The sequence below is a fragment of the Streptomyces sp. NPDC020996 genome, from assembly GCF_040641355.1.
In the GTDB taxonomy this organism is placed as follows: Bacteria; Actinomycetota; Actinomycetes; order Streptomycetales; family Streptomycetaceae; genus Streptomyces.
Map to the genome: position 1 here is coordinate 1 of NZ_JBFADM010000073.1, position 14,814 is coordinate 14,814.

The following is a 14,814-nucleotide window of genomic DNA, read 5'->3' on the forward strand; positions in this document are numbered from 1 at the left end:
TGGGTCCCCCCGCCGGGCGCCCCCCGGCCCCGCTCCACGAGGACCGGCAGGAGCCGTCAGCTGACGAAGTACGTGGGGTTCGGCAGCTTGTACGTCCTGTCGGCGTAGCCGCCGTCGAGGTCGGAGTACTGGTCGCCGAAGTTGGCGATGATCTCGTACCCGAGGTCGTCCTCGATGTGCTTGCGGGTGCCGGACTTGTACTGGACGGTCGTGCAGGTCCAGGTGCCCGGGGTGGCGCAGGCGCTCAGGTAGGACGGCGGGTTGGCCTTGTCCTTGAGGAACACGTGCGCGGTGTCGAGGTTCACGTCCGCGCCGACCTTCTTCAGGTTCTCGACGGCGGCGGAGCGCTGGGCCTCGCTCAGACCCGAGTTGTAGAAGACCTCGACGCCCTTGGCCTCGGCGTACTGGACCAGCTCGGGGCTGCCGAAGACGGCCGGGCGGTCGGCCCGGTTGACGTAGTCGGCCCACGAGGCGGAGTTGTAGGTGTAGTTGTAGCGCTTCTCGTAGTCGAGGCTGAGCAGCAGCGTGTCGTCGATGTCGAAGACGACCGCGGGCTTCTCGTGCTGGTGGCGGGCCTTGCGGGCGGCCTGGTCGATGTACTTCCGGGCGGCCGCGTCGATGCGCGCCAGGTCCTCGGCGTACGGGCTGTCCGCGGATGCCTGGTAGACGCCGTTGGCGTCGAGGGCGGCGCCGTAGTAGGTGTCGATGTCCTTCACCAGGAGCCCGATGTTGTAGGGCTCGTGAGTGGAGTTGGCGGTGGACTGGCCGGCGGTGGCCGCACCGGCGCCGTAGAGGGCGGCGCCGGTCAGGGCGCACGCCGCGGCGACGGCCGCGATACGCAGTGGCTTATGCATGACAGGTTTTCTACGCGCGTCACCGCGGCGGGCGCGAGACCCGTTGCCCGATCGAGACTCTTCCACGGGCAAAAAACGGGTCAAGCGCCCCGGACGGCGTCCTTCCGGTGGGCGGCGGGATCAGTTCATCGTCGCGCCGATGGTGGTGCTGCCCGTGGTGAGGAAGGTGGTGGCGGGCAACGAGCCGTCCGACTGGCGGGAGTTGTACGTGGTCGAGGCGTCGGTCGACTTGAACGCCGGGGTGGCGATCCCGGAGTCCCAGTTGTTGCCGGCCGAGACCACCGAGGAGCCCTTGCTGACCAGACCGCTGCCGTTGCTCACGGCGAGGTTCTTGCCGAGCCGGGCCGAACTCGTCGCGAAGTAGTAGCCCCACTTGCCGTTGGCGTAGGCGGTGGTGCGGTTGATGACGATGGCGCCGGTGTTGGAGTTCTCGGTGAAGCCGTTGCCGGTGTTGCCCCAGGCGGCGGAGTTGTTGACGACGTGGGCGACCGTGACGCCGTTGCCGCCCAGCTTGTAGCCGTTGCCGTTGCCCTGGAAGGCGGAGTCGCCCCAGCGGTTGACGCCGTTGCCGAAGGACCAGGTGTGCTCGATGGTGACGGGCGAGGAGAAGGACCAGAGGTCGATGCCGTCGTCCGAGTTGTTGTAGAGGCGGGCGCCGGTGACCAGGTTGCCGGTGCCGGAGCCGAACTTGATGGCGACCCCGTCGGCGTTCTGGCCGTGGGTGGCGGCGTCGTAGTTGCCGTAACTGTCCAGGTTCTTCACGGTGTTGTTCACCGTGCCGTCGCCGGTGAGGGTGAAGCCGGAGTCGCCGCCGTTGATGGTCTTGATGTTGTTCCAGTTGGTGCCGGTGCAGGACTGGCAGACGACCGCGCTGTCCGGGGAGTTCTGGAAGGTGATGTTGGAGACGTTCCAGTAGTCCGCGGTCAGCTTGAAGATCCAGGAGCCGGAGGGGAGCGACGACCCGTCGATCTTCACGGTCTCCGAGCCGTACGCGGTCAGCGTGACCGGCGCGGAGGAGGTGCCGTTGGCGGTGGACTGCAGGGTGGCCGTCGGGTAGTAGGTGCCGCCGCGGACCTGGATGACCGTGCCGGCGGTGGCGTTCTTGATGGCGTTGGACAGGTCGGCGGAGTTGCTGACGACGACGGTCGCCGCCTGCGCCTGGGTGGGCAGGGCGGCGAGCGAGGCGCCCAGCGCCAGGGCGGACAGGGCGGTGAGAGCGGTACGACGAGACATGGAGTGCGGGTCCTTTCGTCGTGCGGGGACGGTGGGGGGAGAGCAGAGGACGCTCACCGGGCGGTCACAGGACGCGGTCCAGCCAGGCGAAGACCTCGTCCTGCATGCGGTCCACGAAGACGTGGCCGAGGTCGGACCAGGTCCTCAGGTGCAGCCGCTCCTCGGCGTGGCGGGAACGCCAGACGGTGCGCAGCCTGTCGTGGGCGGCGCGGACGCCGTCGGCGGGGAACAGCGGGTCCAGCCCGCCGTCGAAGAACAGCATCGGCCTGGGTGCGGCGATGCTCGCCACGTCGGGGAAGTCGAGGAACCGGGGAAGCCCGGGGTGCAGCATGTAGTAGGAGGACTGCCCGCGCAGGGTGTTGTTGCCGGGGACCATCATCTCCTTCAGGCCGGTCATCCAGCAGACGGCGGCCGCGGCGGCGACGTCGTCGCTGAGCGCGGCGGTCTGCCAGGCGCGGAAGGCGCCCATGGAGAATCCGACGGCCGCGATCCGCCGCCGGTCCACCCGCTCCAGGCTGGCGAGGAAGCCGGCGGCGCGGGCGTCCTCGCGGGCCATGAGACCGGCCAGCGAGGAGCCGAGGTTGAGGAAGTTGCTCGCCAGCGCCTGCTGCTGGTCGTAGCCGAGCGGTCCGCGGTCGCCCCAGCCGAGGGCGTCGGCGACGAGCACGACGTAGCCGCGCCGGGCCAGCTCGTCCCCGACGAACCGGCCGCTGAAGTACTTGTCGGCCCACCCCTGCGCGGACGCGAGCCGGGTGTCGTCGTACCAGGGCCGGACCAGTTTCTCCTTGCCGATGTCGAACTTCGCCCCGTGGTCGTGCAGCAGGAGGACGGCCGGGAAGGGGCCGGTGCCGTGCGGGGTGAGCAGGAGGGCGCGGACGCGCTCGTAGCGGGTGAGGGAGAGGGTGACCGACTCTCCGGTGTATCCGTCGTCCTCGCGGCGGTCGGCGAACCGCGGGGCGTACGGGATGTGTTCGTCCCGGCCGACGATCAGCAGTTCCTCGACCTTGGCGCGGGCGGCTTGGCGCCAGGCGCGGAAGTCGCGGACCGGTGAGGTGCCCCACGCGAGCGGGAAGGTCAGTTCCCGCTTCAGCAGGGGGTGGAAGTCGGGCAGTGGCCCGTCCACGACGGCCGCCTGCGCAGCGCCCTGGGCGCCCGCCGCGAGCAGCGCCGCGCCCGTCCCGGCCACGAACGCCCGCCGCCCCAGCGCGTCACGGCCGGTCATACGGCCTCCAGTCGCCGAGGTACGTCCGCCGGGTGTGCCCGGCGGCCTCCTCGTCGGTCAGCTGCGGCCGGTTCTCCGGCACGGAGACCACCGCGCCCGGACCGGAGTTCGCGTACTCGCGGAAGCGCATGGACTGCCAGGGGTAGGCGTCGCGCATGTTGGTGTACGGGGCGACGGCGTCGATCCCCGGCCCCAGCCAGGTGTCCCGCACGACCAGCGAGGGCCAGGCGGTGGTCTCGTACGACGGCACCCACGGCCGGGCGATCTTGTACGCGCCGTCCTCCGCGCCGGAGGTCACCCGCCCGCGCACGGCCAGGAAGCCGTGCGGGTTGGCGCGGGCGGTGGAGGGGGCGAAGACCATGCCCTTGGGGACGAAGTCCACGTCCCGCCGGAGCGTGTGGAAGCGGCACTCCTCGAACACGGCCGTCGCCCGGCCGAAGACGAAGTCGACGTCGCCCTCGATGTAGCAGTGACGGAAGTACATCCGGTCGAAGGCGTCGAGCGCGGTGGTGTCGGCGAAGAGGGTGTCCTGGTGGGCGAGCAGGCGGACGTTGTCGAAGTGGGTGCGGTCACCGGTGACGTACGCGGCGACGGCCTGCGTGCCGGTGACGTCGGGGTGGTCGGCGCGCAGCCAGTCGTTGGCCAGGGTGAGGTCGCGGACGGTCAGTCCGGCCGCCGCGGAGGTGAAGGTGGCGGAGCCGGCGGTGCCGTAGGTGGTGCCGTCGGGTTTCTTGGTGCCGTTTGCGCGGTCGAAGACGACGACCGTGTCGCGCGGGTCGCGGGTGGCGCCGCGGATCGTCAGCCCGGCCTTGTCGGCGGGGACCTGGACGACCTCGCGATAGGTCCCCGGGTGGACGACGATCGTCCGGCCCGGTCCGTCCACCGCGTCCACGGCCGCCTGCACCGAGTCACCGGGGCGGACGTGCAGGACACGGCGGTCACCGGCGAAGGCGGGACCGGCGGTGAGGGCGGGACCGGCGGCGAAGGCGGGACCGGCGGTGAGGGCGGCCGGCACGCCGGCCAGGGCCGCCAGCAGGGTGCGGCGGCGCACGTCAGCAGCCCTCCCGCCACGGCGTCCAGTCGCCGAGGTAGGCCGAGCGGGTCGCCGACTCGGCTTGTTCGTCGGTGAGCTGGGGGCGGTCGGCGGGGACGGTGATCTCGGCGCCGGGGCCGGTGTTGCGGTACTCGGCGAACCGCTGGTTCTGCCACGGGTAGGCGTCCGACATGTTGGTGTAGGGCGCGGCCGCGTCGATGCCGGCGCCGAGGAAGGTGTCCCGGACGGTGAGCATCGGGCGGGCGGTGGGGTCGGAGCCGGGCACCCAGGGGCGGGCCAGCTTGTAGAAGCCGTCCGGGGCCTCGCTGCTCACGCGGCTGCGGGTCACCAGGTAGCCGCGCGGGTTGGCGGCCGCCGTGGAGGGCGCGAAGACGAAGCCGTAGGGGGCGGCGGCCAGGTCGGTGCGGGTCAGGGTGCGGAAGTGGCAGTGGTCGTAGACGGCGGTGGCCCGGCCGAAGACGAAGTCGACGTCGCCCTCGACGTAGCAGTGCGCGTAGTACTGGCGGGCGAAGGCGCCGAGGGCCATGGAGTCCGCGTACAGGGTGTCCTGGTGGGCGAGGAACCGGCAGTGCGTGAACGCGCTGCGGTCGCCCTGCACCTTGACGGCCACCGCCTGGGTGCCGGTGATGTCCGGGTGGTCGGCGCGCAGCCAGTCGTTGGCGAAGGTGATCCAGCGGGCGGTGAAGCCGTCGGCCTGGAGGGTCGTGGTGGCCGAGCCGGTGGTGCCGTAGGTGCCGCCGCCGGGTTTGGGGGTGCCGTTGGCGCGGTCGAAGACGATCACGACGTCGCGGGGGTCCTCGGAGGCGCCGATCCAGGTGGCCCCGGTGCGGGTGGCGTCGAGCACGACCGTCTCGCGGTAGGTGCCGGGCGCGATGACCAGCGTCCGGCCGCTGCCGGTCGCGGCGGTCACCGCGGCCTGCACGGAGGTGAAGTCGCCGCGCCCGTGCGGGTCGACGTACAGGGTCAGGGGCGTCAGACGGCGGTCCGGGGAGCCGTAGCGGCCGAACGGGTGGGTCCCGCCCGCGGCCCGCGCGGGGGCAGACGCGAGACCGAGCGCGGCGGCCGCCCCGACGCTCGCGGCGAGGAAACGCCTTCTGGACGGCATGGACAGCGGGAGACGGACATGGGGCGAGGGCATGCGGCTGCTCCTTCGCGGTGCGGCTCAGGGGGAAGGGCGGGCCGGGGCCGCAAGCGGCCCCGGCCCGGATGCGGCGGGTCAGCCGAGACGGCCGGCGCCCGCGCAGTGGTCGACGATGCCCGGGACCGCCTTCGCCGGGTCGATCCTGGTGCGCAGGGTCGGCGTCCAGCCGGCGCCGGACTGGAGGGTCTCGGCGGGGATCTCGGCGTTGTGGACGGCGATCAGGTCGGTGAGCGTGCCGTTGACGTAGTTGTCGGCGGCGGTGACCGGCGCCTCCTTCCACTTCTTCAGCACCTTGGCCGCGCTGACCCCGGCGGGCAGCGTGAAGGCGTTGTGCTCGGCGACGAGCTGGGACTCCATGCCGATGCCGTAGCTGTAGGAGTAGTCGTCGCCCCCGACGAAGTGGTTGTTGTAGGAGTCGACCTGGCCGAAGCGGACCCGGGGGGCGCGCTCGACGAGGTTCGAGAACAGGTTGTGGTGGAGGGTGACCTTCAGGTGGCCGCGGTCGACGGCGGCCGTGGCGGCGCTGTCGCTGTTGCCGATCAGGATCGTCTTGTCGTGGTCGGCGAAGACGTTCCAGGAGGCGGTCACGTAGTCGGCGCCCTTGACGATGTCGAGTTCGCCGTCGTGCTGCTCGAAGATCCGGCCGTAGTAGTAGGGCAGGGTGCTGTCGGGGTGCTCGCCGTCGGTGAAGGTGTTGTGGTCCATCCACACGTGCGTGGAGCCGTAGACCACCGCGCTGTCGTACTCGGAGTTCCAGTTGCCGTCGGCGGTGTCGGTCGGGTCCCACTGCGGGAAGCAGTCGAGGGGGCTCTCGAAGGTGAGGTTGCGGACGATGACGTTGTCGACGCCCTTGATCTGCAGGCTGGCGCCCTTGAAGCCGGCGTTCCTGCCGAGGCCGACGATCGTGGTGTTCGCGGGCACGTTCGCCTTGATGTAGGCGTCCTGGTTGGCGGCGGAGGCGCGGCGCAGGCCCTCGGGGCTGTCGTCGGGCTCGGCGTCCAGGTTCTTGGCGCGGCCCCAGACGGCGGGGTCGTAGGTCTTCAGGTAGGTGTCGAAGTCGTAGCCGGGCGCCGCGAAGGAGGCGCAGTCCGGGCCGTCGGCGTCGATCGTCCCCTTCACCTTGATGATCTTCGGTGCGGTGCCGCCGTCGGCGAGGGCCGCCTTGAAGGCGTCCCAGGTGGTGACGGTGTAGACGTGGGCGGCGTCGGCGGCCGCGCCGCCCGTGGTGCCGGTGCCGTAGGCGGCCCAGCCGTCGTTCGCGCCCAGCGTCTGCCGGGCGACGTCGCGGCGCCCGGCCTCGGACTGGGCCTGGGCGGCGGACGTGCCGGTGACGGCGAGCACGAGGGCGGTGCAGCCCACCAGCGCTGCTATGGCACGTCCATGACATTTCTGTGTACGCACTGTGCGGCTCTCCTTGCTCATGCGACCGAGGCGTCCGTCGCCTCGGGCCAGGTGATCCAGGACGGGGGGATGTCGTCGTCCAGCCGGACGACGTCCCGCGGCGCGAGCACCCGCGTGCGCAGCAGCTCCCGCGCCACCAGGCGTGCCACGGCGATCGCGCCCGGCGGGTTGAAGTGCGTGTTGTCCTGCTCGGTCGCGGTCCAGTTGAAGTAGGTCTTGGTCGCCTCGACGCCGAGTTCCTGCCACAGCGCGAGCGACAGGGCCTGGATGTCGAGCAGCGGCACGCGCTCCTCGGCGGCGAGCGCGCGCATCGCCGCCGGATAGTCGCCGTGGGTCGGCACGGCGTTGCCGTCCGCGTCGAACCTGCGGCGCTCGACCGGGGTGGCGAGCACGGGCCGGGCCCCGCGGGCACGGGCGCCGTCCAGGTACCGGCGCAGGTAGTCCTGGTACGTGGTCCACGGCTCGGTGTAACGGGTGGGGTCGGCCGCCTTCTCGTCGTTGTGCGCGAACTGGACGAGGAGGAGGTCACCGGGCCGGATCACCGAGAGGATCGCGTCCAGCCGGCCCTCGTCGACGAAGCTCTTGGAACTGCGCCCGTTCACCGCGTGGTTGGCGACCGGGAGATCCTTGCGCAGGAAGAACGGCAGCGCCATGCCCCACCCGGTCTCGGGGGCGGCGTCGGCGTACTTCTGCGCCGCGGTGGAGTCACCGGCGATGTAGAGGGTGCGGGTGGAGCGGCCGGCCGCCCGTGCGGTTCCGTTCGCCGCCAGGGCGAGGGGAACGGCGGCCAGGGCGACCGCGGTGATCTGTCTGCGGGTAAGGGACACGGGGGTGCCTTTCGGACAGAGGTGAGTTGACCGACCAGGGGCGCGGGGAACCGCGCGACCGGCCACGACGAGCCGGCGGTTCCCCGCGACCGCGACCACCCGGGTGTCAGTGGTTCTTCTTCCAGTCCGCCTGCGCGGCGTTCAGCTGCTGCGCCAGCGTGTCCAGGAAGTCCTTCGCGCTCATCTTCCCGAGCAGCACCTTCTGGAAGTTGGGCTCGTTGTCGGCCTTGGAGATGGTGTTCCAGTCCGGCAGGTAGTACGGAAGCTGGACGATCTTCGTGCCGTTGCCGTTGAGCGCCTCGGCGGCCAGCTTCGTCGGCTCGGCCTTCTGGATCCACGCGTCCTGCGCGGCCTCGGTGTTCGCCGGGATCTGCCCCGCGGACTGGTTGAACTTGGAGTTCTCCTCGTGCGAGACGGCGAACTCGATGAACTTCCAGGCGGCCGCCTTGTTCTTGCTGGACTTGAACACGCTCAGTCCGTCGACCGGGTTGGAGATCTGCACCCGCGTGCCGTCGTCCTGCGTCGGGTTGGGCAGGCCCCGGAACTTGTCGGCGCCCAGCGCCTTCAGGTGGTCCTGGTAGGAGCCGAGGTTGTGGCTCAGCATGCCGATGCTGCCGCTGTCCCACTGGGCGACCATCTTGGTGAAGTCGTTGTTGACGTCGGCGGACGGGGTGTCCTTCTTGTACAGGGCGACGTACTTCTCCAGGGCCGCCACCATCTTGGGGTCGTTGACGGTGGTCTTGTCGCCGTTCCAGAACGAGGTGATGCCGGTCTGGCTGTACGCCGCGTCCAGGGCCGGCGCGATGGAGCCCTCGCCGCCGCGGATGGTGAACCCGAACTGGTTCTTGGCCTTGTCCGTGAGCTTGTCGGCGGCCTTGTAGAACTTCGACCAGGTGGTCGGCGCGTCCAGGCCCGCCTTCTCGAACAGGTCGGTGCGGTACCACAGGGTGCCGTTGTTGGACGAGGTCGGGATCTGGTAGAGCTTGTCGCCGCCGCCCGCGGCCCGGCTGCTGTCCAGCAGGTTCTGGCTCAGCTTGCCGTTCAGCGAGCTCTTCGCCAGCCGGCTGTCCAGCGGCTCCAGCGCGCCCTGCACCGCGACCTCGGCGAGCATCGCGGTGCCCACGCCGCCGACGTCGGGCAGGCCGCCGCCCTGGATGGCGGTGTCGTACTTGGACTGGGCGTTCGCGGCGGGGATGCCGACGTACTTGACCTCGATGTCCGGGTACTTCTTCTCGAAGTCGGCGATGATCTCCTTCCAGATGTCGGTCCGGACACCGCCGTTGTTGTCCCAGAAGGTGATCTCGCCCTTGCCCGAGCCCTCGTCGCCCTTGTCCCCGGCGGCGCCGCTGCCGTCGTCGCCGCAGGCGGTGGCGGTCAGCGCGAGCACGGATCCCAGGGCGACGGCGATGGCGGCGCGCCTGCTTCTGCGAATGCTGATCTTCATTGGTCGGCTCTCTTCTTCTGGATCCAACTGAGGGGTGAACGTGTGGGGGGACGGTCACCGGTCCGCGTCGCCCGCGGACCGGGTAAGCGCTTGCCGAACGGGTACGTCACGACCGCTCCCGGCCGGCTCACGGGTGCGGTGCCTTACCGGGGGGTGATGCGGAACCGGGTGAAACTCGCCGCGCCGGGGTGTCCCGCGCCGACGGGCGCGAGGGCGAACAGGCCGAGCAGGGCGCCCACCCAGCGCCAGGGGGTGGCGGCGAAGACCTGCCCGGAGGGGCGCAGACCGTCACCGGTGTCGTAGTGGAAGCGGCAGCGGGCGCCCGCGCCGGTCTCGATCCGCAGCCGCGCGCGTCCGTCGGGCGCGAGCCGCGGGTGGTCGGCGTCCCGTTCGGACTCGGCGACCGTCTCGGCGAACCGGTGCACGAGGTGGACGGTCCCGTCGCTCCCCCGCTGCAGCCCGATCCAGCTGAACGCGTCCCCGAGGACCGCCAGCCCGGCCCGCGCGCCCGGCTCCTCGCTGTGCAGCCTGAGCTCCACCTCGACCACCGCGGGGACGCCGGGCAGCCGCTGGGTGAGCACGTTCGGCACCTTGCGCAGGTCGTGCGCGTCGGCCGAGCGGACGCAGGTCAGCCGCAGCCCGTCACCGGAGTGCTGGGTGGCCCAGCCGGCATGGGGGTCCCCCCGCTCGAGCGAAGCCGAGAGTGGGGGCGGGTTGGCGGTCCACTGCCACTGGCGGCCGAACCGCCCGCCGGGGAAGTCGTCGTCGGTGGCGGGTGCGGCGGCCGGCTGCGGCGGCAGGGCGGGCCGCTCGTGCACGGCGACGGGGGCGCCGTCGTCCCCGATCACCGGCCAGCCTCCCCCGCTCCCGGCTCCGCCCGAACGCGAGGCGCCCCCGTCCGGCCAGCGCATGGGCTGCAGGTGCACGACCCTGCCGTAGGCGCCGCGCTGCTGGAAGTGCAGGAACCAGTCCTCGCCGGCACAGGTGCGCACCCAGCCGCCCTGGTGCGGCCCGTTGACGTCGGTGTCCTTCTGCTCCAGGACGACCCGCTCCTCGTACGGCCCGAAGAAGCCGCGCGAGCGGAACGCGCCCTGCCAGCCGGTCTCCACTCCCCCGGCGGGCGCGAAGATCCAGAACCAGCCGTCGTGCTTGTAGAGCTTGGGGCCCTCGATGGTGAACCAGCCAGGTATGCGGTCCCCGTCGACGATCACCTTGCCCGCGTCGAGGAGTCCGGTGCCCTCGGGGTGCATACGGTGCCCGGTGAGACGGTTCTTGACGCCCGCGCGGGACTTGGCCCAGGCGTGCACGAGATAGGCCTCGCCCGTCTCGTCGTCCCACAGGGGGCAGGGGTCGATCAGGCCCTTGCCCTCCTTGACCAGGTGCGGGCGGGTCCACGGGCCGCGGATCTCCGGGGCGTTGACCTGGAAGATGCCCTGGTCGGGGTCGCCCCAGAAGATCCAGAAGCGGTCGTCGTGGTACCGCAGGGACGGGGCCCAGACCCCGCAGTCGTGCCGCGGTACGGCGAACTCCCGGGCCGGCTCCAGCCGTTGCAGCGCATGGCCGACGAGGGTCCAGTTCACCAGGTCGCGCGAGTGCAGCAGGGGCAGTCCGGGGACCCGGCCGAAGCTGGAGGCGGTCAGGTAGAAGTCGTCGCCGACGCGGACGACGTCCGGGTCGGACCAGTCGGCGTTCAGGACCGGGTTGGTGTACGTCGTCACTGGTTGACCGCCTTCCGCGCCAGCGCCCCCGCCTCGTCGCGGCTCAGCCGGCCGTCGGCGACCACGGTCACGATGCGCCGTACGACGGTGTCGCCCGGCTCGATCGGCAGGCGCTCCTCGGACGCCAGCGACGAGCCAACGCCCGGGTACTCGGCGGCGCGCACGAACCACGGGTCCTGCCGGGTCCGGTCGGTGGCGCCCGCCAGCACGAGCGTCCAGCCTCCCCCTCCCCCGGCCCCGCCCGCGCGGGGAGACCCCCGTCCGGACAGCGCCACCCAGTCGGCGCGGGTGCCGTGGATCTCCGGCTCGCCGTCCCGGTCCGCGGTGAACACCTCCGGGGCCTCGGGCTCCTTGCGGGCCCGCCAGAAGAAGCCGCCGTAGGCCGCGCCGGGCCGCCCGTTGGTGGCCGGACTGCCGATCGACAGCATCCCCGCGGTGACGTTGGTGAGGGAGAAGGTGAAGTCCAGCGCCCAGGCCGTGTCGGACAGTTCGGTGGCCGCCACGGTGCGGCGCTCGCGCAGCAGCTCGGATCCCGCGGCCACCCAGCGCAGCTCCTCCACGAAGCCGTCCGGGTCGCGCAGCTGGAAGGCGACGTGGCGCTGCGCGCCGTGGTTGTCCAGCTCGGTGGGACCCTGGCCGCGCACGAAGGTGCGCCCGCCCCAGAAGTTGTGCCCCTCGACGTCGGGAACGGCGACACCGACGCCGAGGTGGTGCAGGTGGTCGGCCGGGGCGAGCTCGGTGACCGCGGTGCCGGCCAGGGTGGTGACGGGGTGCAGGTACGGGCGCGGGGCGTGCCGGGGCGGCAGCTGGGGCCGGGTGACGTAGCGGCCGACCGGGCGGCCCGCGACGCGCAGGACGGGGCATTCGTCGGTCGTCGTCATCGGGTGCTCACCTCTTTCGGAGGGGCCCAGGGGGCGCCCAGCTCGGAGTAGAGGGCGAGGGTGTCGGCGCAGGCCGCGACGAGTCCGTCGACGCCGGGCACGGCCCGGCGGTCCTCCCCGGGCAGCGTGTGCCAGACGCCGGCGGGCAGCGGGGCCGGGTCGGGTGCCTGCCGGATCGCCTCGACGACCTTCATGAAGGCGCCGGTCTCGTCCGGCGGGACCAGCAGGGGGGTGCCTTCGGTGAGGTGGTCGACGAGGTTCTCCAGCAGGTCCGTGCGGCCGAACTCGTACTCCTCCGGGCCGTGGTCGGCGCGCTGGAGCAGTACGCGGTCCTGCTTGTACCAGAAGGTGATCCGGCCCCGGGTGCCGTGCACCAGGACGTAGGGATCGTCGGGCCGCTCGGCGCACAGGGTCGCGGCGACGGTGACCCGGCGGCCGGCGGTCGTACTGACGCGGACGCAGGAGGTGTCGTCGGACTCGATGTCGTTGGCGCGCAGCAGCTCGGTCTCGATGCCGGTGACGTCCTCGGCGCGGGTGGTGCCGTTGAGCGCCAGGGCGGTGGCGACGGCGTGCGCGAGGGGGTTGGTCAGCGCGCCGTCGACGACGTCCACACCGTTCAGCCGCCGCCGGCCGGCCCACGGGGCGCGCCGGTAGTAGCTCTCCGGCCGCGCCCAGGCGCCGGCCCCGCCGACCCCGACGAGTTCGCCGATCGCGCCCTCGGCGACCATCTCCCGGATCGCCGGCACGGCGTGCGAGCCGAGCGACTGGAAGCCGATCTGGCAGGCCGTTCCGGCTGCGGCGACCCCGTCGGCCATCCGGCGGAACTCGGCGTACGACGGCGCGGGCGGCTTCTCCAGCAGCAGGTGCACGCCCTTGCCCGCGGCCGTGAGCGCGAGGTCGGTGTGGGTGGGGATCGGCGTGCACACCACGGCGATCCGGGCGCCGGTGGAGTCCAGGAGGGCGCCGAAGTCGGCGGACTGCTCGGGCGTGCCGAGGCCGTCCGGGATCTCGTCGGCGGTCAGCGGGGTCAGCTCGCAGATGCCCGCCAGGTGGACGATCCCCTTGTCCTGGAGCCGGCGGATGTTGTCCAGGTGCCAGCGGCCGTGGCCGCGCGCGCCCGCCAGGACGATCCTCATCCCTTCACCGCCCCCGCGCTGAAGCCGGTGATCAGCCACTTCTGGATGAACGCGAACACGACCACGACGGGCACGGCCGCGATGATGCCGCCCGCGGCGAGGGCGCCGAGGTCGACGCTGTCCGAGCTCATCAGGGTGTTGAGGCCGACGGGGATGGTCTGCTTGCCCTGGTCGGACAGGAACATCAGGGCGAACAGGAAGTGGTTCCAGGCGTGCACGAAGGCGAAGGAGCCGACGGCGATCAGTCCGGGCCGCAGCATCGGCAGGACGACGATGCGGAAGGCGGTCATACGGTTGCAGCCGTCGACCCAGGCGGCCTCCTCCAGGGAGTACGGCACGTTCCGGATGAAGCCGCTGATCAGGATGATCGACAGCGGCAGCTGGAAGACGGTCTCGGCGATGACCACGCTGGCCAGCGAGTTGATCATCCGCAGGTTGGCGAAGATCTCGAAGAGCGGCACCAGCAGCAGCGCGCCCGGGACGAACTGGGTGCACAGCAGGGCCAGCATGAAGCCCCGCTTGATCCTGAAGTCGAACCGGGCGAGGGCGTAGCCGCCGGCCAGCGCGACGACCGTGGTGAGCACCAGGGTGCAGACGCCGACGAGCACGCTGTTCTGGAAGTAGGTGCCGAAGGCCCGCTCGTTCCACACCTTCTCGAAGTGGTCGGTGGTCATCGGCCAGGGCACGAGGGAGGTCGAGCCGGCCGGGCGCAGCGCGAACAGCAGGATCCAGTAGAAGGGGATGAGGGTGAACAGCAGGTACAGCGACAGCGGGAGGTAGATGTGCCAGCGCGGGACCTCGTCCCAGGCGCGGCGCTTCTTCCCCGGCCGCGCGGGCGCGGATTCCACGCGCTGCGGCGCGGGCGCGATCTCGGTGATCACTTCTGGCCACCTCCGAACTTGCTCAGCCGCAGATAGACGATCGAGCAGAAGAGCAGGATCACGAACGCGACGGTGGTGAGGGCCGACGCGTAGCCGAAGTTGTGCGCGTCGACGCTGGTGTTGGCGACGTACAGCGGCAGCGTCGTGGTCTCGCCCGCCGGTCCGCCGCCGGTGAGGGTGTAGAGCAGGTCGACGTTGTTGAACTCCCACACCGCGCGCAGCAGCGTGGACAGCACGATGGCGTCCTTCAGGTGCGGCAGGGTGATGTGCCAGAACTGCTTCAGGCGGCTCGCGCCGTCGACCTCGGCGGCCTCGTACAGGTCCTTCGAGACGGACTGCAGGTCGGCGAGGATGAGGATGGCGAAGAAGGGGACCCCGCGCCACAGGTCGGCGACGATCGCCGCCGGGAAGACGGTGGAGGTGTCCGACAGCCAGCTGGTGCCGTAGGAGCCGATGCCCACGTCGGCGAGGTAACGGGTGATGCCGGTCTGGGAGTTGTAGAGCAGCACCCAGATCGCGGAGGTCAGCACGCCGGAGACGGCCCACGGCGAGAACACCAGCGCGCGGCCGAGTCCCCGGCCCACGAAGGTCTGGTTGACGATGAGCGCCAGCGCCAGCCCGAACAGCAGCTGCAGTCCGACCTCGACGACGACCCACTTGGCGCTGAAGGTCAGCGTGTCCCAGAACTGCGGGTCGTCGGTGAAGGCGTGGACGAAGTTGTCGAAGCCCGCGAAGCCGTTCCGCCACGGCTTGGTGGGGTTGTAGTTCTGCAGGCTGTAGTAGAAGACGCTGATGACCGGGTAGGCGATGAAGCCCAGCATCAGCAGGGCCGCCGGCGCGATCAGCAGGTACGGCAGCCTGCGGGGCGTGGCGGAGGCACGGCGCCGCCGGGGTGGCGCGGGCGGTTTCGCCACGGCTGCGGCTTGGGCCATGACTGTTCTCCGTTCTCGGTACGTCGTGCGTGGGTGGTGCGTGGGTGGTGCTCGGGGTGATGCGTGCGTCGTACAGGAAGCGCTTTCTGC

At 71.4% G+C, this 14,814-nt stretch carries 13 protein-coding genes; all 13 read right to left on the reverse strand.

The window, feature by feature from the left end; genetic code table 11:
- Positions 1 to 56 precede the first annotated feature (56 nt).
- Complete coding sequence (locus tag AB0G63_RS33765) at positions 57 to 854, reverse strand: HAD family acid phosphatase (protein ID WP_360758304.1); 798 nt, start codon at positions 852 to 854, stop codon at positions 57 to 59.
- Positions 855 to 974: 120 nt separating this feature from the next.
- Complete coding sequence (locus tag AB0G63_RS33770) at positions 975 to 2,087, reverse strand: chondroitinase-B domain-containing protein (RefSeq protein WP_360758306.1); 1,113 nt, start codon at positions 2,085 to 2,087, stop codon at positions 975 to 977.
- Positions 2,088 to 2,151: 64 nt separating this feature from the next.
- A complete protein-coding gene (locus tag AB0G63_RS33775) occupies positions 2,152 to 3,309 on the reverse strand; it encodes an alpha/beta hydrolase family protein (RefSeq protein ID WP_360758307.1) in 1,158 nt (385 codons plus the stop codon).
- Positions 3,296 to 4,360: a pectinesterase family protein gene (locus AB0G63_RS33780; protein ID WP_360758309.1), complete on the reverse strand. Its 1,065-nt coding sequence runs from the start codon at positions 4,358 to 4,360 to the stop codon at positions 3,296 to 3,298. The genes AB0G63_RS33775 and AB0G63_RS33780 overlap by 14 nt, the downstream gene beginning before the upstream one ends.
- Before the next feature lies 1 nt (position 4,361).
- Complete coding sequence (locus tag AB0G63_RS33785) at positions 4,362 to 5,501, reverse strand: pectinesterase family protein (protein ID WP_360758311.1); 1,140 nt, start codon at positions 5,499 to 5,501, stop codon at positions 4,362 to 4,364.
- Positions 5,502 to 5,579: 78 nt separating this feature from the next.
- Positions 5,580 to 6,905 (reverse strand): pectate lyase, encoded by a 1,326-nt coding sequence (locus AB0G63_RS33790; RefSeq protein ID WP_360758313.1) that lies wholly within the window; start codon positions 6,903 to 6,905, stop codon positions 5,580 to 5,582.
- Between the two features lie 17 nt (positions 6,906 to 6,922).
- Positions 6,923 to 7,732, reverse strand: coding sequence for a rhamnogalacturonan acetylesterase (locus tag AB0G63_RS33795; RefSeq protein WP_360758315.1), 810 nt, complete (start codon positions 7,730 to 7,732; stop codon positions 6,923 to 6,925).
- 106 nt (positions 7,733 to 7,838) lie between these two features.
- Positions 7,839 to 9,176, reverse strand: a complete 1,338-nt coding sequence (locus AB0G63_RS33800) for a sugar ABC transporter substrate-binding protein (protein ID WP_360758317.1) — start codon at positions 9,174 to 9,176, stop codon at positions 7,839 to 7,841.
- A gap of 143 nt (positions 9,177 to 9,319) precedes the next feature.
- Positions 9,320 to 10,894, reverse strand: coding sequence for a family 43 glycosylhydrolase (locus AB0G63_RS33805; protein ID WP_360758318.1), 1,575 nt, complete (start codon positions 10,892 to 10,894; stop codon positions 9,320 to 9,322).
- Positions 10,891 to 11,775 carry a PmoA family protein gene (locus tag AB0G63_RS33810; protein ID WP_360758320.1) on the reverse strand — a complete coding sequence of 295 codons (885 nt, stop codon included), beginning with the start codon at positions 11,773 to 11,775 and terminating at the stop codon, positions 10,891 to 10,893. The genes AB0G63_RS33805 and AB0G63_RS33810 overlap by 4 nt, the downstream gene beginning before the upstream one ends.
- Positions 11,772 to 12,911, reverse strand: a complete 1,140-nt coding sequence (locus AB0G63_RS33815; protein ID WP_360758322.1) for a Gfo/Idh/MocA family oxidoreductase — start codon at positions 12,909 to 12,911, stop codon at positions 11,772 to 11,774. Before AB0G63_RS33815 ends, AB0G63_RS33810 begins: the two co-directional genes overlap by 4 nt.
- Positions 12,908 to 13,792, reverse strand: a complete 885-nt coding sequence (locus tag AB0G63_RS33820) for a carbohydrate ABC transporter permease (protein ID WP_360758324.1) — start codon at positions 13,790 to 13,792, stop codon at positions 12,908 to 12,910. The genes AB0G63_RS33815 and AB0G63_RS33820 overlap by 4 nt, the downstream gene beginning before the upstream one ends.
- A complete protein-coding gene (locus tag AB0G63_RS33825) occupies positions 13,789 to 14,724 on the reverse strand; it encodes a sugar ABC transporter permease (RefSeq protein ID WP_360758326.1) in 936 nt (311 codons plus the stop codon). Before AB0G63_RS33825 ends, AB0G63_RS33820 begins: the two co-directional genes overlap by 4 nt.
- Between the last annotated feature and the right edge of the window lie 90 nt (positions 14,725 to 14,814).

Bases quoted from the DNA above. Each gene is read 5' to 3' on its own strand.
- AB0G63_RS33815 (WP_360758322.1), bottom strand. From the start codon at position 12,911: ATGAGGATCGTCCTGGCGGGCGCGCGCGGCCACGGCCGCTGGCACCTG.
- AB0G63_RS33775 (WP_360758307.1), bottom strand. From the start codon at position 3,309: ATGACCGGCCGTGACGCGCTGGGGCGGCGGGCGTTCGTGGCCGGGACG.
- AB0G63_RS33800 (WP_360758317.1), bottom strand. From the start codon at position 9,176: ATGAAGATCAGCATTCGCAGAAGCAGGCGCGCCGCCATCGCCGTCGCC.
- AB0G63_RS33825 (WP_360758326.1), bottom strand. From the start codon at position 14,724: ATGGCCCAAGCCGCAGCCGTGGCGAAACCGCCCGCGCCACCCCGGCGG.
- AB0G63_RS33770 (WP_360758306.1), bottom strand. From the start codon at position 2,087: ATGTCTCGTCGTACCGCTCTCACCGCCCTGTCCGCCCTGGCGCTGGGC.
- AB0G63_RS33765 (WP_360758304.1), bottom strand. From the start codon at position 854: ATGCATAAGCCACTGCGTATCGCGGCCGTCGCCGCGGCGTGCGCCCTG.
- AB0G63_RS33810 (WP_360758320.1), bottom strand. From the start codon at position 11,775: ATGACGACGACCGACGAATGCCCCGTCCTGCGCGTCGCGGGCCGCCCG.
- AB0G63_RS33785 (WP_360758311.1), bottom strand. From the start codon at position 5,501: ATGCCCTCGCCCCATGTCCGTCTCCCGCTGTCCATGCCGTCCAGAAGG.